This is a genomic window from Variovorax sp. PAMC 28711 (genome assembly GCF_001577265.1).
Taxonomy (GTDB): domain Bacteria; phylum Pseudomonadota; class Gammaproteobacteria; order Burkholderiales; family Burkholderiaceae_C; genus Variovorax.
Genome location: NZ_CP014517.1, coordinates 3,562,436 through 3,582,730, shown reverse-complemented (window position 1 = coordinate 3,582,730; position 20,295 = coordinate 3,562,436). Strand labels below are relative to the sequence as shown.

Here is a 20,295-nt window from a genome sequence, read left to right as displayed (position 1 = left end):
CTCAGGCTCCTTCTTTCTTGCCGGCGGGCACTTTGGGGACGGGAAGCTCGTCGATGACGGCAGCTTGCGCGATCACGGCTTGCGCTTCGACCTTGGCTGCGATCACGTCGACGGGCGCCGCAGCGCTCACGGTGCGCTTCTCGATGCGCTTTTCAGGCGTCGCGTTGAGCACGATGCGGTGCACGTAGATGCCCGGCAGGTGGATGTCGTCCGGCGCCAGTTCGCCGACCTCGACGATGCGCTCGACCTCGACGATGCACACCTTGCCCGCCATCGCGGCGGCCGGGTTGAAGTTGCGTGCCGTGAGGCGAAAGCGCAGGTTGCCCGATTTGTCGGCGACGTCGGCCTTGACCAGCGCCACGTCGGGCACCAGCGAGCGTTCCATCACATACGTTTCGCCATCGAACTCGCGCAGTTCCTTGCCTTCTGCCACCAGCGTGCCGACGCCCGTCTTGGTGAAGAAGGCCGGAATGCCGGCGCCGCCGGCGCGCAGCTTTTCGGCGAGCGTGCCTTGCGGCGTGAATTCGAGCTCGAGTTCACCGGCGAGGTACTGGCGCTCGAACTCCTTGTTCTCGCCCACGTAGCTCGCGACCATCTTCTTGATCTGGCGCGTGCCGAGCAGCTTGCCGAGACCGAAGCCGTCGACCCCTGCGTTGTTCGAAATGCAGGTGAGGTTCTTGACGCCCGAATCGTGCAGCGCATCGATGAGCGCCTCGGGAATGCCGCAGAGGCCGAAGCCGCCGACCGCGAGCGTTTGCCCGTCGGCGACGACGCCCTTGAGTGCCGCGTCGGCGGACGGATAGATCTTGTTCACCATGGCTTGTGATCCTCGCTCGGTGATGGTTGATGGAGAGCCCCGAACGATACTACCTAGTCACATACGTAGTATTTCGTAATGGACACACCCGAGGCCCGGATTTCTGCCGTCGACTACCGCCTGGCTTTCGAGCATGCGCCGGTCGGCATGGTGCTGTCGCGCCACCGCACGATGGTCGACTGCAACGCCCGGCTTTGCGAGATGTTCGGCGCCACGCGCGCGGCGCTGGTCGGCCAGTCGTTTCGCGTGCTCTACCCGAGCGTCGCCGAGTTCGAGCGCATTGGCAAGCGCATGGAGCCGATCCTCAACACCAGCGGCCGCTACGCCGACAACCGCATGATGCGGCGCCTCGGCGGCCTGCACGGCGCCATCGCCGGCGACACTTTCTGGTGCCACGTCACCGGCCAGGCGCTGAACCGCGATGCGCCGCACGAGTCCGGCATCTGGACCTTCGAAGACCTGGGTTCGCGCCGCGCCGTGACCGCCGAACTCACGCCGCGCGAACGCGAAGTGGCAGCGCAGGTGATGCAGGGTTTGACCTCCAAGGAGATCGGCCGCGCGCTCGGCATCAGCCACCGCACGGTGGAACTGCATCGCGCGCGGTTGATGCGCAAATACACCGCGGCCACCACGGCCGAGCTCGTGCAGAAGTTGCTCGCGGCCTGATCGGTCGCTGCGCCGACGACCGGCTCAGCCCGCCTTGCGGAAGGTCAGGTTGATGCGGCAGCGCCCGGTCGCGGGGTGTTCGCCGTCGGCCAGCGGCAACACGGCATGGTGATGCAGGCGCGACGGGCCGCCCCACACCACCACGTCGCCATGTACGAGCGACACGCGCCGCGACTTGTCGACACGCGCGGCACCGCCGAACAGGAAGGTCACGGGCAGGCCGAGCGACACCGACACGATCGGCGCGCCGTAGTCGTGCTCGTCGCGGTCCTGGTGGAGCGACAGGCGCGCGCCGGGCTCGTAGCGATTGACGAGGCAGGCGTCGGGCACGAAGCCGCCGTAGCCTGCGGCCGCAGCAGCGTCGTGCGCCATCTCGCGGAAGGCGTCCGGCAGTGCCGGCCACGGCTTGCCGCGGAGCGGATCGGTCGCGTCGTAGCGGTAGCCGGTGCGGTCGCTCACCCAGCCGAGCGCCCCGCAGTTCGTCATCGCGACCGACATGCCAAAGCCGCCGGGCGTCTCCAGATGGCGCCATGGTGCCTCGGCCGTCACGCCGACGACGGCAAGCAGCAGTTCAGGCGCCGCGGCCAGCGCGAAGTCGCGCAGCAACACGGCCCCCGGTGCGAGTGGCAATGCGTCGCCCTCCTCCGCTGCGAACAGGTCACGCATCGCGCGTGTCTTCAGGCCGAAGCGCGTGCGGTCAGCGCCCCTTGACCGAGACCAGCTCGACTTCGAAATTCAGCGTGGCGTTCGGCGGGATCACGCCGCCCGCGCCGCGCGCGCCGTAGGCGATGGCCGGTGGGCAGGTCAACTTGGCCTTGCCGCCCGGCTTCATCTTGCCGACGCCTTCGGTCCAGCACGGGATCACGGCGTTGAGCGGGAACTCGGTCGGTTCGCCGCGTTTGTAGGAGCTGTCGAATTCCTTGCCGTCGGCCGGGAACGTGCCGCGGTAGTGCACCTTGACGGTGTCGGTCGGCGCGGGCGATGCGCCGGTGCCCTCTTTCAGCGATTGATAAATGAGCCCGCTGGGGGTGGTAACGGGCGCCGATTGCGCCATGGTCACGGACGAAATGGAAACGAATGCCAGCGACACGGCGGCCGCGCGGTAAAGAGATTGCACTGGGAGGTCCTTCGGGGCTGAAAACGGTTCATTATTGCGCTCGCGATGACCGACCACGGCGCAAAGGGTGGCACCGGTCTTGCAGGGAACGCTCCCCGTCCGTCGCAGAAGGAAGCAGCATGTCCACCGGTCTCAAGAAGGTTCTCGGCCCGTTCCAGTTGTGGGGCATCGCAGTGGGCCTGGTCATCTCCGGCGAGTACTTCGGCTGGAGCTACGGCTGGAACACGGCGGGCACGCTGGGCTTTCTGGTGGCGACCGTGCTGGTCGCGACGATGTACACCACCTTCATCTTCAGCTTTACCGAGCTGTCGACCGCCATCCCGCATGCCGGCGGACCCTTCGCCTATGCGCGGCGCGCGTTCGGGCCCACCGGAGGCTTCATCGCGGGCTTCGCGACGCTGGTCGAGTTCGTCTTTGCGCCGCCGGCCATCGCGTTGGCGATCGGCGCGTACCTCAACGTGCAGTTTCCGGCGATCAACCCGAAGTGGATCGCGCTCGGCGCGTACGTGCTCTTCATCGCCCTCAACTGGGCCGGCGTGGGCATCGCGGCGGCGTTCGAGCTCTTCGTCACGCTGCTCGCCATCTTCGAGCTGCTGATGTTCATGGGCGTGGTGTCGCCCGGCTGGTCGTGGGCGAACTTCACCGCCAACGGCTGGGCCGGCGGCACGGTGCTCAACGGCGCGGCCATCTCGGGCATCTTCGCGTCGATCCCGTTCGCGATCTGGTTCTTCCTGGCCATCGAGGGCGCGGCCATGGCGGCCGAGGAAGCGCGCGATCCGCACAAGACGATTCCGATCGCCTACACCACCGGCATCATCACGCTCGTGCTGCTGGCCTTCGGCGTGATGATCATGGCGGGCGGTGTGGGCGACTGGCGCCAGATCGCCAACATCAACGACCCGTTGCCGCAGGCGATGAAGGTGGTGGTCGGCGAGAACAGCGGCTGGCTGCACATGCTGGTGTGGATCGGCCTGTTCGGCCTGATCGCGTCGTTCCACGGGATCATCATGGGCTACTCGCGGCAGATCTTCGCGCTGGCGCGTGCCGGCTATCTGCCGGCGTATTTCGCCGGCCTGAGCCCGCGCTTCAACACGCCGCACCGCGCGTTGCTGGCCGGCGGCGTGATCGGCGTGTTCGCGATCTTCAGCGACGAATGGATCAAGTTCGGCGGCCAGACGCTGACCGCCAACATCGTGACGATGGCCGTGCTCGGCGCCATCGTGATGTACCTGATCTCGATGGCGGCGCTGTTCAAGCTGCGCCGCACCGAACCGAACCTGGAGCGCACCTACCGCGCGCCCTTCTACCCCGTGTTTCCCGCGATCGCGCTGGGCCTCGGTGTGGTCTGCCTCGGTGCGATGGTGTGGTTCAACGTGATGCTGACATTGCTGTTCCTCGGCCTGATGGCGCTCGCTTACGGCTACTTTTTGCTCACGGCGTCACAACGGAATGCTGCAGCGCCGGATGCGATGCTGTCGACATGAGCTGCGCATACGGTTTGTCGCCGCGTTCAGGGCGGGCTCACGCCGACGGCGTACTCCCCTCCGCGAATGTCACCCGGCCTCCGGCCTCCTCCTTTATTTCGCTGCGGGGAGCACACCATCGACGTGATCTTCCGGAGCCGCAGTTGATCGACCGATGCGACAGAGCGCGTCTCGTGTCGCGGCCATGGGGTGTCTGCCGCAGCGAAATAAAGGAGGAGGCGAAGCCGGGGGACATTCGCGGAGGGAGACACCCCGTGGCCGCGGCACGCGCCACGAACGAGAGTTGCCCTGCACGGAGCCACTGACATGCGCTATCGCACCACGATCGATTCGCAGGTCTTCGCGTTCGACGACCTCAAGCAAGTCATGGCCTTCGCCAGCCCCGCCCGCTCGGGCGACTACCTCGCCGAGATCGGTGCGGCCACTTCGCAGCAGCGCATGGCCGCGCGCTACGTGCTCGCCGACACGCCGCTCAAGCAGTTCCTCACCGAGGCGCTGGTGCCTTACGAGAGCGACAACATCACGCGGCTCATCATCGACAGCCACGACGCGGCGGCGTTCGCGCCGGTCTCGCACCTGACCGTCGGCGACTTCCGCAACTGGCTGCTGTCGGAGAACGCGACCACCGAGGCGCTGAGCGCACTCGCCCCCGGCGTCACGCCCGAGATGGCGGCGGCGGTGTCGAAGCTGATGCGCAACCAGGACCTCATTTCGGTCGCGAAGAAGTGCAGCGTGATCACTCGTTTTCGCAACACGATCGGGCTGCCCGGTCATCTCTCGGTGCGGCTGCAGCCGAACCATCCGACCGACGACCTGCGCGGCGTCGCGGCCTCCACGCTCGACGGCCTGCTCTACGGCGCGGGCGACGCGGTGATCGGACTGAATCCGGCATCCGACAGCATGCCGGTGCTCGGCAACTTGCTGCACATGCTCGACGAAGTCATCCAGCGCTTCGAGATCCCGACGCAAAGCTGCGTGCTCACCCACGTCACCAACACGCTCAGGCTCGCCGAGGCCGGTGCGCCGATCGACCTGGTGTTCCAGTCGATCGCCGGCACGGAGAAGGCCAACCTGTCGTTCGGCGTGACGCCCGAACTGCTCGACGAGGCGTACGACGCGGCGCTGTCCTTGAAGCGCGGCACGCTCGGGCAGAACGTGATGTATTTCGAAACCGGCCAGGGCAGCGCGCTGTCGGCCAACGCCAACTTCGGCGTCGACCAGCAGACCTGCGAGGTGCGCGCCTATGCGCTCGCGCGGCGCTACAAGCCGCTGCTGATCAACACCGTGGTCGGCTTCATCGGCCCCGAGTACCTCTACGACGGCAAGCAAATCATTCGCGCCGGCCTCGAAGACCACTTCTGCGGCAAGCTGCTGGGCCTGCCGATCGGCTGCGATGTCTGCTACACCAACCACGCCGAAGCCGACCAGGACGACATGGACACGCTGCTGGTGCTGCTCGCCACGGCCGGCCTCACCTTCCTGATCGGCGTGCCCGGCGCCGACGACGTGATGCTCAACTACCAGAGCACCTCGTTCCACGATGCGCTCTTCCTGCGCGAAACGCTGGGCCTGAAGCGCGCGCCGGAATTCGAATCCTGGTTGCAGCGCATGCAGATCACCGATGGCGCCGGCCAGCTGGCGCCCGCCTCCACCAACCGCCTGCTCGCCGGCATGGGCGGCCTGAAGGCGCTGGGCGCATGAGCCGGGAACCCGTCACACCGAACCCATGGAGCGAATGGCGCGCCGCGACGCCCGCGCGCCTGGCGCTGGGCCGCGCGGGCGCCGGGATGCCGACCGACGAGACGCTGCGCTTCGGCTGGGCCCATGCGATGGCGCGCGACGCGATCCATGCGGCGCTCGACTTGGCGAAGCTCTCGGCCGACCTGCAAGCCGGCGGCTGGACCGTCGAAGCGGTCCACAGCCGCGCGCCCGATCGCACCACTTACCTGCGCCGCCCCGACCTCGGCCGCCAGCTCGGCGAGCAGGACGCGGCGCGTCTGCGAGCCGTCGCTGCAGCGGCACCCGACGGCGCGGATTGCGATGTGTGCATCGTGATCGGCGACGGGCTCTCGTCGCTCGCGGTCGAACGGCACGCCGCGCCGCTGCTGGCTGCTTTGCGTCCGCACCTGCCGCCGGGCACGCGCTTCGCGCCGGTCGTCATCGCCTCGCAGGCCCGCGTGGCGCTGGCCGACGAAGCGGCCGAAGTGTTCGGTGCGACGCTCTCGGTGATGCTGATCGGCGAGCGTCCGGGTCTCAGTTCGCCGGACAGCCTCGGCATCTACCTCACGCACACGCCCCGACGCGGCCGCCACGACGCCGAGCGCAACTGCATCTCGAACGTTCGGCTCGACGGCCTTTCGTACGCGACCGCGGCCTTCAAGCTCGCCTGGCTCATGCGCGAGGCGCTGCGCCGCGGCGCGACCGGCATCTCGCTCAAGGACCAGAGCGATCTGGCGGTGCTGGAATTCGACGCTTCGCCCGCGGTACTCGCGCATCCCGACACGTAGCTGCTAATGTCTTGCCAAGCCCGGGAATTGCCTCCGGGCTGTCTTGTCCGCGCCCTTTTTCGAGCCTTGCGATGCGCGAGGCCAGCCATCCGATGTCCAAACACCCTCATCCCTTTCGCGCCGAATGGGCGCCGAGCATTCCGCGCGAACTCATGGCCGGTGCCGTCGCCACGTTCGCTCTCATCCCGGAGGTGATCGCGTTTTCCTTCGTGGCGGGTGTCGACCCTGCGGTGGGACTCTTCGCTTCGTTCGTCATCAGCATCGTCATCGCTTTCTTTGGGGGCCGGCCGGCGATGGTGTCGGCGGCAGCGGGTTCCGTTGCCCTGGTCGCTGCGCCACTGGTTCATGCACACGGTGTCCAGTATCTGTTTGCCGCCGGCTCCTGGCGGCGCCGTTCAAATCCTCTTCGGATGGCTGCGCCTCGGCGTCCTGATGCGATACGTGTCGGGCTCAGTGCGCACAGGCTTCGTCAACGCACTGGCCATCCTGATTTCTCGGCGCAGATGCCGCACCTCATCGGGGCCAACGCTGCCACCTGGGCCATGGTGGCCTGGGGCTGGTGATCATCTACGGCCTTCCGCGCATCACCACGGTCGTTCCGTCGCCGCTGGTCTGCATCGTGGTCCTCACGCTCATCGGCCAGTGGATGCACCTTCCGCTCAAGATGGTCGCCGACCTCGGCCTGCTGCCCCAGGGCCTGCCGAAGTTCGGTATTCCGCAAGTCCCTTTTTCGGGGAGACACTCAAGCTCATCGCATTGCCGGCCATCGCCATCGCCATGGTGGGATTGCTCGAGTCGATGATGACGGCGAGCGTCGTCGACGAGCTCACCGACACGCCGAGTTCCAAGAATCGCGAATGCAGCGGGCTCGGCATTGCCAACGTCACCGCGAGTTTTCTCGGCGGAATTGCCGGGTGCGGGATGATCGGACAGACGGTGAGCAACGTGCGCTACGGCGGCCGCGGTCGGCTCTCGACGCTGTTCGCCGGTGCCTTCTTGCTCATCCTCATGGTGCTGCTGAAGCCCTGGGTGTCCCAGGTGCCGGTGGCGGCGCTGGTCGCCATCATGGTGATGGTGTCGGCCTCCACGCTCGACTGGGGTTCCGCCCGTGCGTTGCTCACGCATCCCAAGCTTTCGAGCGCCGTCATGGCTGCGACCGTGGCGGTGACCGTGGCGACTGACAACCTGGCCGCGGGCGTGGCGGTGGGCGTGCTCTTGAGCGGGGTCTTCTTCACTTTCAAGGTGTCACGCCTGCTGTCGGTCACCACCACGCAGGACGATGGGCTGACCTACCGTGTCTCGGGCCAGGTCTTCTTCGCATCGGCCGACATGCTGGTCGACGCCTTCGACGTGCGCGACGTCGAAGGTCGGCCGGTCACGATCGACCTGAGCACCGCCCATTTCTGGGACATCACCGCGGTGAACGCGCTGGACAAGGTGTGTCAGCGGCTGCGCAAGCACGGCAGCGCCGTGAAGGTCATCGGCCTGAATGCGCACAGCCGGGCGCTCGTCTCGAAGCTCGACCTCGGGATCGAGTAGGTCGCGAGCTTTCTACGGCTTGGCGGTCGGTTCGGGCAAGCTCTTGCGCACGCCGGCCACTTGCGCTGCCGTCACGGCCTCGGCCTTGTTGCCCCAACTGCCACGCGCGAAGCTCAACAGGTCGGCGACATTGGCATCGGTCAGGCGCCAGCCGAACCCGGGCATCGCCAGTGCCGACGGGGCCTTCACCGTCGCGGGCATCGCGGAGCCCGCGAGCACGATGCGGATCAACGACGTCGGGTCTTTCGCGTTCACCACGCTGTTGCCGGCGAGTGCGGGGAAGGTGCTGTCGGCACCCGTGCCGCTCGATCGATGGCAGGCATTGCAGTTGTTGAGATAGACCATCGCGCCCGCGCCCGCGACCGTGCCTGCACGAAGCTGTTGCGTGGCCGGTTGCTTGTCCGCTGCGGCGACGACGGCTGCCTGCGGCGCGACCGTGGGCGCGGCCGTGTTGGCCGGCGCACCGACCGATTGAAGGTAGACGGCGATCGAGGCAAGGTCTTCACGACTCATGTACTGCGTGCTGTTCTCCACCACCTGAGACATCGGGCCGAAGGCCGCGGTGTGTGCCGTGCGACCGGTCTGCAGGTAGGTGACCATGTCTTCGGTCGGCCACTGCGCGGCGGTCGGGCGGTCCATGTGGCGCAGCGGCTGCGCCAGCCAGTCGTCGATCAATGCGCCCGCCATGTAGCTGTCGCCCTTGCGCTCGCTGTTCGCCTTGACGGCGCCGAGCATGCCGCGCGGGGTGTGGCAGTCGGCACAGTGGCCGAGCCCCTGCACGAGATAGGCGCCGCGGTTCCATTCCGCGGAGCGAGCGGTATCGGGTTGGTAGGTGCCCTTGTCGAGGTAGAGCAGGTTCCACCCCATCATCAGAAAGCGCATGTTGAACGGCCACGGCAAATCGGTCGATGGCGGCTTGGCAGATTGCGCGGCAACGCCCCTCTGGAAGAACGCATAGAGCGCATGCGTGTCGTCGTCGGTCAGCCGCGTGAACGACGGGTACGGCATTGCCGGATAGAGGCGCTTGCCGTCCTTGCGCACGCCCTCGCGGAGTGCACGTGCGAAATCTTCCTCGGTGTAGTTGCCGATGCCCGCATCCTTGTCGGGCGTGATGTTGGTCGAGACGATGGTGCCGAACGGCGTCTTCATCGGCAGGCCGCCGGCGAACGGCACCTTGCTCGGGCCGGTGTGGCAGCTCACGCAATCGCCGACGCGCGCGAGGTAGCGCCCGCGCTCGATGAGCGGGTCGGCGGTGACGGGCCCGACAGCAGGCGCACCGCTGGCGGTCGCATGGGTCGGTGGGAGGACAGCGGGTTGCGCCTCGACCTTCTGTCCGAAGGCCCAGCTGGAAATCATCGCGCTGGCAAGCATCGCCGCGCCCGCGATGCAAAGACGAGTCGTGGCCGCCGCCTTCATGCCAACGCTCCCGGATTTTTCAAGTATGTCTCGCGAATCGCTTTCGCGGACCAGTACGCCAGTGCGCCGACCACGGCGGTCGGGTTGTAGCCAAAGTTCTGCGGAAACGCGCTCGCGCCCATCACGAACACATTGGGCACGTCCCACACCTGCAGGTAGCGGTTCAGCACGCTGAGCGTCGGGTCGGTGCCCATGATCGCGCCGCCAGTGTTGTGGGTCGACTGGTACGGGCGCACGTCGTAGTGTTCGCCCTTCTTCTTGAAGCCCATGGCAAGGTGCTTCGGGTTCATGGCTTTCGCGATCTGCTCGACCTTGCTGCCGATGAACGCCGTCATCGCCATGTCGTTGTCCTTCCAGTCGAAGGTCATGCGCAAGAGCGGCTGGCCGAACTGGTCCTTGTAGGTCGGGTCCAGATCGAGATAGTTGTCGCGATACGCCATGACCGAGCCCTGGCTGCCCACGCTGGTTTGGTAAACGTAGTTTTCCTTTGCGGCCTTCTTCCAGGCCGCGCCCCACGCGGGCGTGCCCGCGGGCACCGCGAGCTGCTGGATCGGCCGGCCACCCGTGTTGATGCAGTTGATGGTGGCGCCCCCGACGAAGCCGGCCGGGCCGTGGTCGAAGTTGTCGCCGTCGAAGTCGTCCATCGCGTGGCCGCTGGCGCCCGCGCCGACGAACGGGTTCATCGGCTGGTTCTTGTCGAAGTGCAGCGTCGCGCCGCCGTTGAGCTGGTAGGCGTAATTGCGGCCGACCACGCCTTCGCCGGTCGCCGGGTCATAGGGCTTGCCGATCTTCGACAGCAGCAAGAGCCGCACGTTGTGCATCTGATAGGCGCACAGCACGACGAGGTCCGCGGGCTGCTCGACCTCGTTGCCCTGCGCATCGATGTAAGTCACGCCAGTGGCCTTCTTGCCGTCGGGCGACATGTTCACGCGTTGCACATGCGAGCGCGTGCGCAGCTCGAAGTTGAGCCGCTTCAAAAGAGTCGGCAGCAGTGTGGTTTGCGGCGACGCCTTGGCGTACATGTAGCAGCCGTACCGCTCGCAGAAGCCGCAGAAATTGCACGGCCCCAGTTGCGCGCCATGCGGGTTGGTGTAGGCCCGCGATGCGTTGGCCGCGGCCTGTGGAAACGGGTGGTAGCCGAGCTCGCGTGCGGCCTTTTCGAACAGAACCGCGCTGTTGGGCGATGCCAGCGGCGGCAACGGATATTCATTGGTGCGCCAGCCTTCGAACGGGTTCCCGCCGGGCTGGATCCGTCCCTTGATGTTGCCGGCCTTGCCGGAGGTGCCGCAGATCTTTTCGAACTGGTCGAAGTGCGGTTCGAGCTCGTCGTAGCTCACGCCGAAGTCGCGCAGCTGCATGCCCTCGGGGATGAACTTCTTGCCGTAGCGTTCTTCATAGGTGGTGCGCAACTTGAGGTCGGCCGGGAGGGCGCGCCAGTGGTGCCCGTTCCAGTGGACGCCAGCGCCGCCGACGCCATCCCCCAGCAGGAAAGACCCATTTTGACGATACGGCACCGCCAGGTCGGCGGGCGTATGGCGAATGGTGACCGTCTCCTTCGAGAGGTTCTGGAAAAGCTTGCCGCGGATGCCGTAGCTCAGCTCATCGGTGATACGCGGGTAAGCGAAGTCGGGCACCGTGTCGCGGTGCTCGCCGCGCTCCAGCGCGAGCACGTTGAGGCCCGCGGCGGTGAGCTCCATGCCCATGATGGCGCCGGTCCAGCCGAATCCGACCAGTACGGCATCGACGCTTGGCTTCTTGATGGTGGCCATGTCGCGCCCCTCAGCCTTGCGGCCCGTTGATGCTGACGGGAGGCAGCGGGTAGTGCACACCGGGCTTGTCGACCCAGTCAAGGAAGTCGGCACGCGCGCCCGGGAATCCGATCATCTTCCAGGCCGCCGCGTTCTTGTTGCCGCCATGGATCGGATCGCTGAAATAGCCCTCCTTGGTGTTCTGCAACAAGAAGGTGAAGAACCACTTGGCATCGACCGTGTCGAACTTGATGGTCTCGCCCTCGAGGCCCTTGAGCACTTCGTCCTGTTGCGTGCCGTCGAGATCGGCAAAGCGTTTGCCGCCACGCTGGCGTGTGCACCATTCATCGATCGCGGCAATGCCGGCACGATAAAGCTCGCGCGGCAGCATCTTTCCCTGGTATCCGAAGAGCGGCGAGCTCGGCACGAACGGCCCGTGCGTGTACCAGGTGACGGCCTGGCCGAAGCCGCCTTCCATCTGCCGGTCGATGAACTCGGGCACGCCCGCTTCGATGGCACCGGGGCCCACGTCGTCCGACGGAATCAGGCGCGCGACGGCGGACTGGATGAAGGTCCATTCGTCTGCGTGGAAATACACCGGGGAATAGGGTGCAGCCGGGGGCTCAGCGGGCGTTGCCGCCGGCTGTGCAGCCACTTGCCGCCCGGCGACGAAGCCGGTGGTGGTGAGCGCTGCCGCTGCAGGAACGATGGCAATGGAGCGGCGAAGGAAACCGCGCCGACCAGGATGGGACAGATCAGTCATCGCGTGGTGTGGACAGCGGGCGCCGTCTCTGTTGTTATGCGAATAATCATCATCGCGCTGTCAATGGATGTTCGCTGCAGGACGAGCGCTTGCCTATCATTCTGGTCAACTAATTCGACGGAGACCTCCCCATGACTGCACGCTATCCGCTTTCAGAACTGAAAGATTTGCCCGAGGACATCCGCACGGCCATCCTCGCGGTGCAAGAGAAAGCGGGCTTCGTGCCCAACGTCTTTCTCGGGCTGGCGCGGCGGCCCGCCGAATGGCGCGCTTTCTTCGCTTACCACGATGCCTTGATGCTGAAGGAAGAAGGCTCGCTCACCAAAGGCGATCGCGAGATGATCGTGACCACCACGAGCGCGGCCAACCAGTGCCTCTACTGTGTGGTGGCGCACGGTGCGCTGCTGCGCATCTACGAGAAGAAGCCGCTCGTCGCCGACCAGGTGGCCGTGAACTACCGCAAGGCCGACATCACGCCGCGCCAGCGCGCGATGCTCGACTTCGCGATGAAGGTCTCCGACCGCTCGCACGAAATCGACGACGCAGACTTCGCGCCATTGCACGCGCACGGCTTCGACGACGAAGACATCTGGGACATCGCCGCCATCACATCGTTTTTCGGCCTGAGCAACCGGATGGCGAGCTTCAGCGGCATGCAGCCGAACACGGAATTCTTCCTGATGGGCCGGGTGCCGCGCGACAGGAAGTGAAGCGGGGGCAATGGCCCGCGCGTTCTACAAGACGTTCATCTGCCGCGCCTGCGCCGTGAGTTCGGCGCGAAACGCCGGATGCGCGATCCCGATGAGCTCGCGCGCACGTTGCCCGGCCGACTTGCCACGCAACTGCGCCACCCCGTACTCGGTCACGACATAGTTGACGTCGTTCTTGCTGGTGCTCACATGCGTACCGGGCGCGAGCACCGGCACGACGCGCGAGATGGTGTCGTTCTTCGCGGTCGAAGGCAGCACGATGAAGGCCTTGCCCCCACGCGATCGGTTGGCCGCGCGCACGAAGTCCGACTGTCCGCCGGTGCCGGAGAACGGCGCATAACCCAGGCTCTCCGAGCCGCATTGACCGAGCAGGTCGATCTGCAATGTCGCGTTGATGGCGACGAGGTTGTCGTTCAGGCCGGCAAGCGTCGGGTCGTTGGTGAAGTTCACCGGATGCATCTCCAGCATCGGATTGCGGTGCATGAAGCGGTAGAGCTTTGCCGAGCCGAGCGCGAAGGTGGCGATCATCTTCCCGGGCAGATAGTTCTTTCGCCGGTTGGTCACCGCACCACATTCCACCAGCGACAGGATGCCGTCGCCAATCATCTCGGTATGGATGCCGAGGTCGTGCTTGTGCGTGAGCTGCATCACCACCGCATCGGGGATGCCGCCGTAGCCAATCTGCAGGGTCGAGCCATCGTCGATCATGTCAGCGACGTGCTGTGCGATCGCGATCTGCACCGGCCCGATCGTGGGCAACCCGACCTCCATCACCGGCTGGTCGCTCTCCACCAGCGCGGTCACCTGCGAAACGTGCACCCGGCAGTCGCCGAACGCGAAGGGCACGTTCGGGTTGACTTCGAGCACCACGGCACGCGCCTTCGCGATGGCGGCCATGGTGTAGTCCGCGCCGAGGCTGAGCGCGAAATAGCCCTCGTCGTCCATCGGCGACGCCATGCTGAAAACCACTTGCGCGGGGATCTGCTCGCGCTCGATCTGGGCCGGGATCTCCGAAAAATAGTTGGGGATGAAGTCGACCCAGCCGGCCTGTCCGCCGGCCCGTGTCGCACCGCCGAAAAACAGCGCGACATGCCTCACGTTCGCGACCGTTTCAGGGTCGAGGTAGCCGTACTTGCGCATCGCGAGGATCTGGCTCACCTTGACGTCGTGGAAGTCCCGACTCTGTTCCGACAACGCGGTCAGCAGCGCCGGCGCTTCGCCGACGCCCGTCGGCACGATGATGCTGTCGCCATCGCGCACCAGGCGCATGGCCTCGGCGGGAGAGGTGAGCTTCTGGCGATAGAGGTCCTGAGGGTTCGACATGGCGGGTTCCTTGGGCTGCGCAGGTGACGCGGCAAGCCTAACGCTTCGGCACCGCCGATGGATGCAAAGGAGAACGCATCAAAGCGCCTCTCGAAACGAAAAAAGCCCCGAATGACTGCATCACTCGGGGCTTTTTGGACAACCTTGGACGTTGTCGGAACTGTCTATGGTCGGTGTGAAAGGATTCGAACCTTCGACCCCTTGCACCCCATGCAAGTGCGCTACCAGGCTGCGCCACACACCGAAGCCAACGATTATAGCCGGGCTCTTTCAGTGGCCGACCGACAGCAGCTCACGAATTTCAAACAACTCGCGCCGCAACATCGACAACTGGGACGGGCTCACCTGAACGGCATGATGCGACTCGTCGCCATGGGCTTGTTCGACCACGGCGGCGTCGAATTCTTCCTGGTCGATCTCGACGGCCTCCATGCCGTCGAGCGGAATCTCGCCCGCCTTGCGCCGATCGCGCTCGCCCTGCACCAGCTCCTGCAACTTGTTGCGTGCGCCGCTGATGGTGAAGCCCTGGTCGTAGAGCAGATCGCGGATGCGGCGGATCATGAGCACTTCGTGGTGCTGGTAATAGCGGCGATTGCCGCGGCGCTTCATGGGGCGAAGTTGCGTGAACTCCTGCTCCCAGTAGCGCAACACGTGCGGCTTGACGCCGCAGAGTTCGCCCACTTCACCGATCGTGAAGTAGCGTTTGACAGGGATCGGCGGGAGCGTTTTCTCCATTGAAATCAAGACAGTGCGCGGGGAACCTCAGAGGTTACTCCACGCATGCGCGGAGCACCAACACTTATTCCGTTCCGACGCTCCACTCCACCTCTTGCGCGCCCTCTTCCTCGATGCTTCCGTGAATCTGTTCCTTCAGTTTCGCGCTCGCATGAAAGGTCGCGACGCGTCGTGCGCCGATGGGAATGGCTTCGCCGGTTCGCGGGTTGCGCCCTGGCCGCGGCGCCTTGACGCGGATCTGGAAGTTGCCGAAGCCGGAAATCTTGACGTCGGTTCCTTCGATAAGACTGCCCGCCACCAGATCGAAGAACGCCTCGACCATGTCCTTGGACTCGCGCTTGTTGAGGCCGATTTGCTCGAACAGCAGATCAGCGAGATGGGCCTTGGTGAGCGCAGGCGTGTCGAGGGCTTCGAGCGTGAATTCCATGGCGTTTATCCTCCGCGCAAGCGGGCCCCGAGGGTGTTGGCAAGCTGGTCGACGATGGCGCGGACCGCCGGATCGACCTGCTCGTCGGTCAGGGTGGCGTTGTCCGCATGGAAGCCCAACCGCACGGCCATGCTCTTCTCGCCCGCGGCCAGACCGCCGGCCGAGGCGCCAGCCTGCGGACGGTAAATGTCGAAGAGCGTCGCATCGCGCAACAACCCTTGCGTCGGCGCTGCACGCACGGCGTCGAGCAATGTGTCATGCGAAACAGACTCGCCCACAACCACCGCGATGTCGCGCTCGACCGGCTGGTGCTTCGGCACCGCCTGCGCGACAGGCACCGGGCGCACGGTAATGGCGTCGAGATCGAGCTCGAACACAACAGGCGCGTGCGCGAAGTCCCACTGCTGGCGCCAGCGCGGATGCAGCTCGCCGACGACGCCGACCGCCTTGCCATCGAGCACCACGCGCGCGGCGCGGCCCGGATGAAGTGCTGGATGCTCGACGCGCTCGAAGGTCGCCACGCGCGGGGCCAGCAACGCTTCGACATCGCCCTTCACGTCGAAGAAATCGGCGCGATGCGGCTTCCCGTCCCAACGCGACGCCTCGGCATCGCCCCAGGCCAGGCCGGCCACGCGCATCGGCTGGTGGATGCCCTTGACGGTGGTGTCTGTGGTCGCGACGCTCGCGTCGCGCAGGAACACACGCCCCAGCTCGAACACCCGCGCGCGTGGCGCCTTGCGGTCGAGGTTGAACTTCAGCACCTGCAGCAGCGAGCCGATCAGCGACGATCGCATCACGCTCATCTGGCTGGCGATCGGATTCAGCAACTTGATCGGGTCGGCGTTGCCGGCGAGATCGCGCTCCCAATCGACTTCGACAAAGCTGAAGTTGATCGTTTCCTGATACCCCAGCGCCGCAATGCGATGGCGAACCGCGAAGCGGCTGCGCTGCGCCTCCGTGCGCACCCGCGCGGTGATCGGCGCCAGCGGCGCGGTCGTCGGCAAGTTGTTGTAGCCGATGAGCCGCGCGACTTCTTCGATGAGGTCTTCTTCCAGCGTGAGGTCGAAGCGGTGCGGCGGCGGTGTCACGACGAGCGTGCCCTCGCCTTCCTGGAACGCGAAGCCGAGGCGACGCAGCGTGTCGGCGCACTGGGCTTGCGTGAGCGGCATGCCGATGACACGCGCTGCGCGCGCCACGCGCAAGGTGACCGGCTTCGCATCAGGCAGCTGCAGGATCTGGTCGTCGATCGGACCGCACTGGCCGCCGCAAATTTCGAGGATCAGCTGCGTGATGCGCTCGATCATCTCGACCGTGCGACTCGGGTCGACGCCGCGCTCGAAGCGGTGCCCGGCGTCGGTCGAGAAGTTGAAGCGGCGCGAGCGACCCTGAATGGCTTCAGGCCACCAGAAGGCGGCTTCGACGTAAATGTTCTGCGTGTCGTCCGAAACGGCAGTTGCGTCGCCGCCCATGATGCCGGCCAGCGATTCGACTTCGCGTTCATCGGCAATCACGCCGACCTTCGCATCGACCGTGACGGTGTTGCCGTTCAGCAGCTTGAGCTGCTCGCCCGGCCGGCCCCAACGCACGGTGAGGCCGCCGTGGATCTTGTCGAGGTCGAAGATGTGCGTCGGCTGGCCATATTCGAACATCACGTAGTTCGAGATATCGACAAGCGCGGTCACGCTGCGCTGGCCGCAGCGCGCGAGACGGTCGACCATCCAGGCCGGCGTCTGCGCCTTCGTGTTCACGGCACGCACGATGCGCCCGGAGAAGCGGCCACACAGCTCGGGCGCCTCGACCTTGACGGCCAGCGTGTCGCCAACGGCGGGGGCAACGGGCGCGAGCGCGGGCGCCCTCAGCGGCGCGCCGGTGAGCGCCGCCAGTTCGCGCGCGATACCGAACACGCTCAACCCGTGCGCAAGGTTCGGCGTGAGCTTGAGCGTGAGCAGGACGTCGTCGAGCCGGAGCACCTCGCGCACGTCCGCGCCCACGGGCGCGTCGGCGGCGAGTTCGAGCAGGCCGCCGTGGTCTTCGCTCAATTGCAGCTCGCGCGCCGAGCACAGCATGCCCTGGCTCTCGACGCCGCGCAGCTTGCCGAGCTTGATCGAGAACGGCCTGCCGTCCTCGCCCGGCGGCAGTTCGGCGCCGACCAGTGCGGTCGGGACCTTGATGCCGACGCGCGCGTTGGGCGCGCCACACACGATGTTGAGCAACGCACCCTGCCCCACATCGACCTGGCACACGCGAAGGCGATCGGCATTCGGATGTTGCTCGGCCTGCACGATCTCGCCGACCACGATGTGGCTGAACGGCGGCGCGGCGGGTTTGCTGTCTTCGACTTCGAATCCGCCCATGGTGAGCGTCTCGGCCAGTTCGGCGCTGCTGAGCGGCGGGTTGCAGAACTCGCGCAACCAGGACTCGGGAAATTGCATCTCGTCGTTCTCGTTCTGATTATGGGAACTGGGTCACTGAAACTGCGAAAGGAACCGCAGGTCGCCGTCGAAAAAGAGACGCAGGTCGTTCACGGCATAGCGCAGCATCGTGAGCCGGTCCGGGCCCATGCCGAAAGCGAAGCCGATGTAGCGCTCGGGATCGAGCCCCATGTTGCGCACCACGTTCGGATGCACTTGGCCGGAGCCCGCGACTTCGAGCCAGCGACCGGCCAGCGGTCCGCTCTGGAACTGGATGTCGATTTCGGCGCTCGGCTCGGTGAAGGGAAAGAAGCTCGGGCGGAAGCGCAGCACCAGGTCGTCGCTTTCGAAGAAGGTCCGACAAAAATCCGTGAAAACCACCTTCAGGTCCTTGAAGCTGACGTTCTCGCCGAGCCACAGGCCTTCGCACTGGTGGAACATCGGCGAATGCGTTGCATCGCTGTCGACGCGGTAGGTGCGGCCGGGCGCGATCACGCGGATCTCGGGCGCCTTCAGCGTGCCGGTGCTGTCGGCGGCAGCGGCCTCGAAGGCCGCCGCATGTTTCTTGATGTGCTGATGCGCATAGCGCACCTGCATCGGGCTGGTGTGCGGACGCAGGTTGTAGGGCACGCCGTCTTCGCCATCGATGTCGACGTAGAACGTATCCTGCATCGACCGCGCCGGATGGTTCGGCGGGTTGTTGAGCGAGGTGAAACTGTGCCAGTCGCTCTCGATCTCGGGGCCGTCGGCCACATCGAAACCCATGCTGGAGAAGATCGCTTCGATGCGTTCCAACGTCCGGCTCACAGGATGCAAACCGCTCCCCGAACGGCGATGGCCAGGCAAAGTGATATCCAGCGCCTCGGCCCGAAGCTGGAGCGCCAGTTCGTCGTCGGCCAGTTGCTGCCGACGTGCATTGAGCGCCGCTTCGATCGCCTGCTTGACGACGTTGATGGCGGCGCCGCGCGACTTTTTCTCGGCGACCGGCAGCGCAGCCATGCCCTTCATCAGTTCGGTGATGCGGCCGGCCTTACCGAGAAACTGCGCCTTGGCGTTCTCGAGTTCGGCGGGCGTTTTCGCCTCGCTGAAGGCAGCACGTGCAATGTCAACCAGGGAATCCAGCTCGTTCATATTGGAATTCTTGCGGGGAATAAAAAAGGGCCGGAGCTTTTTCAAGCGCCAGCCCTTGTGCCGTGGGCGCAAGACGCCATCAAGAAGACGGCGACTTGCTATGCGGGATCAAGCAGCCAGCTTGGCCTTGACCTGCTCCACGATGCCGGCAAAAGCGGCCTTGTCGTGCACTGCGATGTCCGCAAGCATCTTGCGGTCGATCTCGATGCCCGCCTTGCGGATGCCGTTGGCGAACTGGCTGTAGGTCAGGCCCAGTTCGCGCGAGGCGGCGTTGATACGCGCGATCCACAATTGACGGAACACGCGCTTCTTGGTGCGGCGATCACGGTAGGCGTATTGGCCTGCCTTCATCACCGCCTGTTTGGCGACGCGGAAGACATTGCCGCGGCGACCGCGGAAGCCCTTGGCGAGGGCGAGAACTTTCTTGTGGCGGGCGCGAGCCGTTACACCACGTTTGACGCGAGGCATGTGTGTACTCCTTGTTCGTCTGAGTTAAATGCCACGGCCGGGCATCATCGAAGCGACCGAGACCATGTTGGTCTCATGCACTGCGACAGCACCGCGGAGGTGACGCTTGTTCTTGGTGGTCTTCTTGGTCAGGATGTGACGCTTGAAGGCTTGACCGCGCTTGACGGTGCCACCGGGACGAACGCGGAAACGCTTTTTCGCGCTGCTCTTGGTCTTCATTTTGGGCATATGAATGCTCCTTTAATTTGTGCTCGTGAGGCGCCGTGGATGCTCCACGGACTTGTTGGCCCCGAGACACTTCTTTATTTCGCGCCCGCCTTGCAGCGTTCGCAAAATCCCTTCAAAACCTCGCCGCCGAACCGGTCAGGCCGAAGCCGTGGCGGTCGCCGGTGCCGCTTCCGCAGCTGGCTTGACAGCCACGACCTTCTTGCGGCCCGGCGCGATCATCATGATCATCTGCCGGCCCTCGAGCTTCGGGAACTGCTCGACCACGATCATGTCGGCCAACTCATCGCGGATCCGATTCAGGAGCGCCAGACCCAGCTCCTGGTGCGTGATCTCGCGGCCGCGAAAGCGCAGCGTGATCTTGCACTTGTCACCCTCTTCAAGAAAGCGCTTGATATTGCGCATCTTGATGTTGTAGTCACCATCGTCGGTACCAGGCCGAAACTTGATTTCCTTGACCTCGATGACCTTCTGCTTCGACTTGGCCTCGGCCGCCTTCTTTTGCTCGATGAACTTGAACTTGCCGTACTCGATCAGGCGGCAGACCGGCGGATTGGCCGCAGCAACGACCTCCACCAGATCCACGTCGGCCTCACCCGCGAGGCGCAAGGCCTCGGAGATGCTCATGACACCCAACGGCTCGTTTTCCGGGCCGACAAGGCGGACTTCCGGGGCCATGATTTCCCGGTTAAGGCGGTGTTGGCGTTCCTCGCGGTGGCGGCGGTCGCGAAATGCAGTAGCGATGGTCAGAATCCTTCAAAAATGGCTACAAATCTGTAGCGAACGCCCCGCCTCACGCGGACAAACG

The 20,295-nt window shown here is 65.4% G+C and carries 19 protein-coding genes, 1 tRNA gene and 1 pseudogene; 6 read left to right on the top strand and 15 right to left on the bottom strand.

All coding sequences use genetic code 11. The annotated features are described in order from the left end of the window. Position 1: 1 nt before the first annotated feature. Positions 2-814 carry a CoA transferase subunit A gene (locus AX767_RS17305; RefSeq protein ID WP_068633820.1) on the bottom strand — a complete coding sequence of 271 codons (813 nt, stop codon included), beginning with the start codon at positions 812-814 and terminating at the stop codon, positions 2-4. Between the two features lie 102 nt (positions 815-916). Between AX767_RS17305 and AX767_RS17300 the strand changes: the two genes are divergently transcribed. Further along, on the top strand, positions 917-1,483 hold the full coding sequence (locus tag AX767_RS17300; protein ID WP_156481139.1) for a LuxR C-terminal-related transcriptional regulator: 567 nt from the start codon (positions 917-919) through the stop codon (positions 1,481-1,483). Between the two features lie 24 nt (positions 1,484-1,507). Here AX767_RS17300 and alkB read toward each other — a convergent pair whose 3' ends face one another. Both alkB and AX767_RS17290 read right to left on the bottom strand, forming a co-directional pair. Further along, a complete protein-coding gene (gene alkB, locus AX767_RS17295) occupies positions 1,508-2,149 on the bottom strand; it encodes a DNA oxidative demethylase AlkB (RefSeq protein WP_068632454.1) in 642 nt (213 codons plus the stop codon). Positions 2,150-2,180: 31 nt separating this feature from the next. Continuing rightward, entirely contained in the window at positions 2,181-2,537 is a 357-nt protein-coding gene (locus AX767_RS17290) for an FKBP-type peptidyl-prolyl cis-trans isomerase (RefSeq protein ID WP_156481138.1), read from the bottom strand. Between the two features lie 182 nt (positions 2,538-2,719). Here AX767_RS17290 and eat point away from each other — a divergent pair, with 182 nt between their 5' ends. From eat to AX767_RS17270, 4 genes and pseudogenes are all read left to right on the top strand, one after another. Next, entirely contained in the window at positions 2,720-4,084 is a 1,365-nt protein-coding gene (gene eat / locus AX767_RS17285) for an ethanolamine permease (RefSeq protein WP_068632452.1), read from the top strand. Positions 4,085-4,390: 306 nt separating this feature from the next. After that, a complete protein-coding gene (locus AX767_RS17280; RefSeq protein WP_068632451.1) occupies positions 4,391-5,785 on the top strand; it encodes an ethanolamine ammonia-lyase subunit EutB in 1,395 nt (464 codons plus the stop codon). After that, positions 5,782-6,591: an ethanolamine ammonia-lyase subunit EutC gene (gene eutC / locus AX767_RS17275; protein WP_068632450.1), complete on the top strand. Its 810-nt coding sequence runs from the start codon at positions 5,782-5,784 to the stop codon at positions 6,589-6,591. The genes AX767_RS17280 and eutC overlap by 4 nt, the downstream gene beginning before the upstream one ends. A 92-nt stretch (positions 6,592-6,683) precedes the next feature. Further along, a pseudogene (locus tag AX767_RS17270) lies at positions 6,684-8,130 on the top strand (SulP family inorganic anion transporter). A gap of 12 nt (positions 8,131-8,142) precedes the next feature. Here the strand turns inward: AX767_RS17270 and AX767_RS17265 are convergent. The 3 genes from AX767_RS17265 to AX767_RS17255 are packed head-to-tail and all read right to left on the bottom strand — an operon-like array spanning position 8,143 to position 12,057. Then, entirely contained in the window at positions 8,143-9,546 is a 1,404-nt protein-coding gene (locus AX767_RS17265) for a c-type cytochrome (protein WP_068632449.1), read from the bottom strand. Continuing rightward, on the bottom strand, positions 9,543-11,315 hold the full coding sequence (locus tag AX767_RS17260) for a GMC family oxidoreductase (RefSeq protein ID WP_068632448.1): 1,773 nt from the start codon (positions 11,313-11,315) through the stop codon (positions 9,543-9,545). Before AX767_RS17260 ends, AX767_RS17265 begins: the two co-directional genes overlap by 4 nt. Positions 11,316-11,325: 10 nt before the next feature. Then, positions 11,326-12,057, bottom strand: coding sequence for a gluconate 2-dehydrogenase subunit 3 family protein (locus tag AX767_RS17255; protein WP_068632447.1), 732 nt, complete (start codon positions 12,055-12,057; stop codon positions 11,326-11,328). Between the two features lie 131 nt (positions 12,058-12,188). Between AX767_RS17255 and AX767_RS17250 the strand changes: the two genes are divergently transcribed. Next, positions 12,189-12,767: a peroxidase-related enzyme gene (locus AX767_RS17250; RefSeq protein WP_068632446.1), complete on the top strand. Its 579-nt coding sequence runs from the start codon at positions 12,189-12,191 to the stop codon at positions 12,765-12,767. Between the two features lie 24 nt (positions 12,768-12,791). Here the strand turns inward: AX767_RS17250 and AX767_RS17245 are convergent, their stop codons facing one another. The 9 genes from AX767_RS17245 to infC form a co-directional block, all read right to left on the bottom strand. Beyond that, positions 12,792-14,090, bottom strand: coding sequence for an acetyl-CoA hydrolase/transferase family protein (locus AX767_RS17245; protein ID WP_068632445.1), 1,299 nt, complete (start codon positions 14,088-14,090; stop codon positions 12,792-12,794). Positions 14,091-14,257: 167 nt separating this feature from the next. Beyond that, a tRNA-Pro gene (locus tag AX767_RS17240) sits at positions 14,258-14,334 on the bottom strand. A 26-nt stretch (positions 14,335-14,360) separates the two neighbouring features. Then, the gene (locus AX767_RS17235) at positions 14,361-14,825 is read right to left on the bottom strand and encodes a MerR family transcriptional regulator (protein ID WP_068632444.1); all 465 of its coding nucleotides are present in this window, start codon (positions 14,823-14,825) and stop codon (positions 14,361-14,363) included. A gap of 64 nt (positions 14,826-14,889) precedes the next feature. Then, the gene (locus AX767_RS17230) at positions 14,890-15,252 is read right to left on the bottom strand and encodes an integration host factor subunit alpha (RefSeq protein ID WP_210392500.1); all 363 of its coding nucleotides are present in this window, start codon (positions 15,250-15,252) and stop codon (positions 14,890-14,892) included. Between the two features lie 5 nt (positions 15,253-15,257). Beyond that, positions 15,258-17,684, bottom strand: coding sequence for a phenylalanine--tRNA ligase subunit beta (pheT, locus tag AX767_RS17225; protein ID WP_068632442.1), 2,427 nt, complete (start codon positions 17,682-17,684; stop codon positions 15,258-15,260). 33 nt (positions 17,685-17,717) lie between these two features. Continuing rightward, positions 17,718-18,794 carry a phenylalanine--tRNA ligase subunit alpha gene (pheS, locus tag AX767_RS17220; protein ID WP_068632441.1) on the bottom strand — a complete coding sequence of 359 codons (1,077 nt, stop codon included), beginning with the start codon at positions 18,792-18,794 and terminating at the stop codon, positions 17,718-17,720. A gap of 108 nt (positions 18,795-18,902) precedes the next feature. Beyond that, positions 18,903-19,262, bottom strand: a complete 360-nt coding sequence (gene rplT / locus AX767_RS17215) for a 50S ribosomal protein L20 (protein ID WP_007832499.1) — start codon at positions 19,260-19,262, stop codon at positions 18,903-18,905. 24 nt (positions 19,263-19,286) lie between these two features. Next, positions 19,287-19,490: a 50S ribosomal protein L35 gene (gene rpmI, locus AX767_RS17210; protein ID WP_068632440.1), complete on the bottom strand. Its 204-nt coding sequence runs from the start codon at positions 19,488-19,490 to the stop codon at positions 19,287-19,289. Between the two features lie 135 nt (positions 19,491-19,625). Next, entirely contained in the window at positions 19,626-20,240 is a 615-nt protein-coding gene (gene infC / locus AX767_RS17205) for a translation initiation factor IF-3 (protein ID WP_082755053.1), read from the bottom strand. Positions 20,241-20,295: the final 55 nt, after the last annotated feature.

Excerpts from the sequence above, each read along its gene's own strand:
- eat (WP_068632452.1), top strand. The coding sequence starts at position 2,720 with ATGTCCACCGGTCTCAAGAAGGTTCTCGGCCCGTTCCAGTTGTGGGGC.
- AX767_RS17260 (WP_068632448.1), bottom strand. The coding sequence starts at position 11,315 with ATGGCCACCATCAAGAAGCCAAGCGTCGATGCCGTACTGGTCGGATTC.
- AX767_RS17230 (WP_210392500.1), bottom strand. The coding sequence starts at position 15,252 with ATGGAATTCACGCTCGAAGCCCTCGACACGCCTGCGCTCACCAAGGCC.
- AX767_RS17250 (WP_068632446.1), top strand. The coding sequence starts at position 12,189 with ATGACTGCACGCTATCCGCTTTCAGAACTGAAAGATTTGCCCGAGGAC.
- pheS (WP_068632441.1), bottom strand. The coding sequence starts at position 18,794 with ATGAACGAGCTGGATTCCCTGGTTGACATTGCACGTGCTGCCTTCAGC.
- AX767_RS17245 (WP_068632445.1), bottom strand. The coding sequence starts at position 14,090 with ATGTCGAACCCTCAGGACCTCTATCGCCAGAAGCTCACCTCTCCCGCC.
- AX767_RS17265 (WP_068632449.1), bottom strand. The coding sequence starts at position 9,546 with ATGAAGGCGGCGGCCACGACTCGTCTTTGCATCGCGGGCGCGGCGATG.
- AX767_RS17255 (WP_068632447.1), bottom strand. The coding sequence starts at position 12,057 with ATGACTGATCTGTCCCATCCTGGTCGGCGCGGTTTCCTTCGCCGCTCC.
- rpmI (WP_068632440.1), bottom strand. The coding sequence starts at position 19,490 with ATGCCCAAAATGAAGACCAAGAGCAGCGCGAAAAAGCGTTTCCGCGTT.
- alkB (WP_068632454.1), bottom strand. The coding sequence starts at position 2,149 with ATGCGTGACCTGTTCGCAGCGGAGGAGGGCGACGCATTGCCACTCGCA.
- AX767_RS17280 (WP_068632451.1), top strand. The coding sequence starts at position 4,391 with ATGCGCTATCGCACCACGATCGATTCGCAGGTCTTCGCGTTCGACGAC.
- pheT (WP_068632442.1), bottom strand. The coding sequence starts at position 17,684 with ATGCAATTTCCCGAGTCCTGGTTGCGCGAGTTCTGCAACCCGCCGCTC.
- AX767_RS17235 (WP_068632444.1), bottom strand. The coding sequence starts at position 14,825 with ATGGAGAAAACGCTCCCGCCGATCCCTGTCAAACGCTACTTCACGATC.
- eutC (WP_068632450.1), top strand. The coding sequence starts at position 5,782 with ATGAGCCGGGAACCCGTCACACCGAACCCATGGAGCGAATGGCGCGCC.
- AX767_RS17290 (WP_156481138.1), bottom strand. The coding sequence starts at position 2,537 with ATGGCGCAATCGGCGCCCGTTACCACCCCCAGCGGGCTCATTTATCAA.
- rplT (WP_007832499.1), bottom strand. The coding sequence starts at position 19,262 with ATGCCTCGCGTCAAACGTGGTGTAACGGCTCGCGCCCGCCACAAGAAA.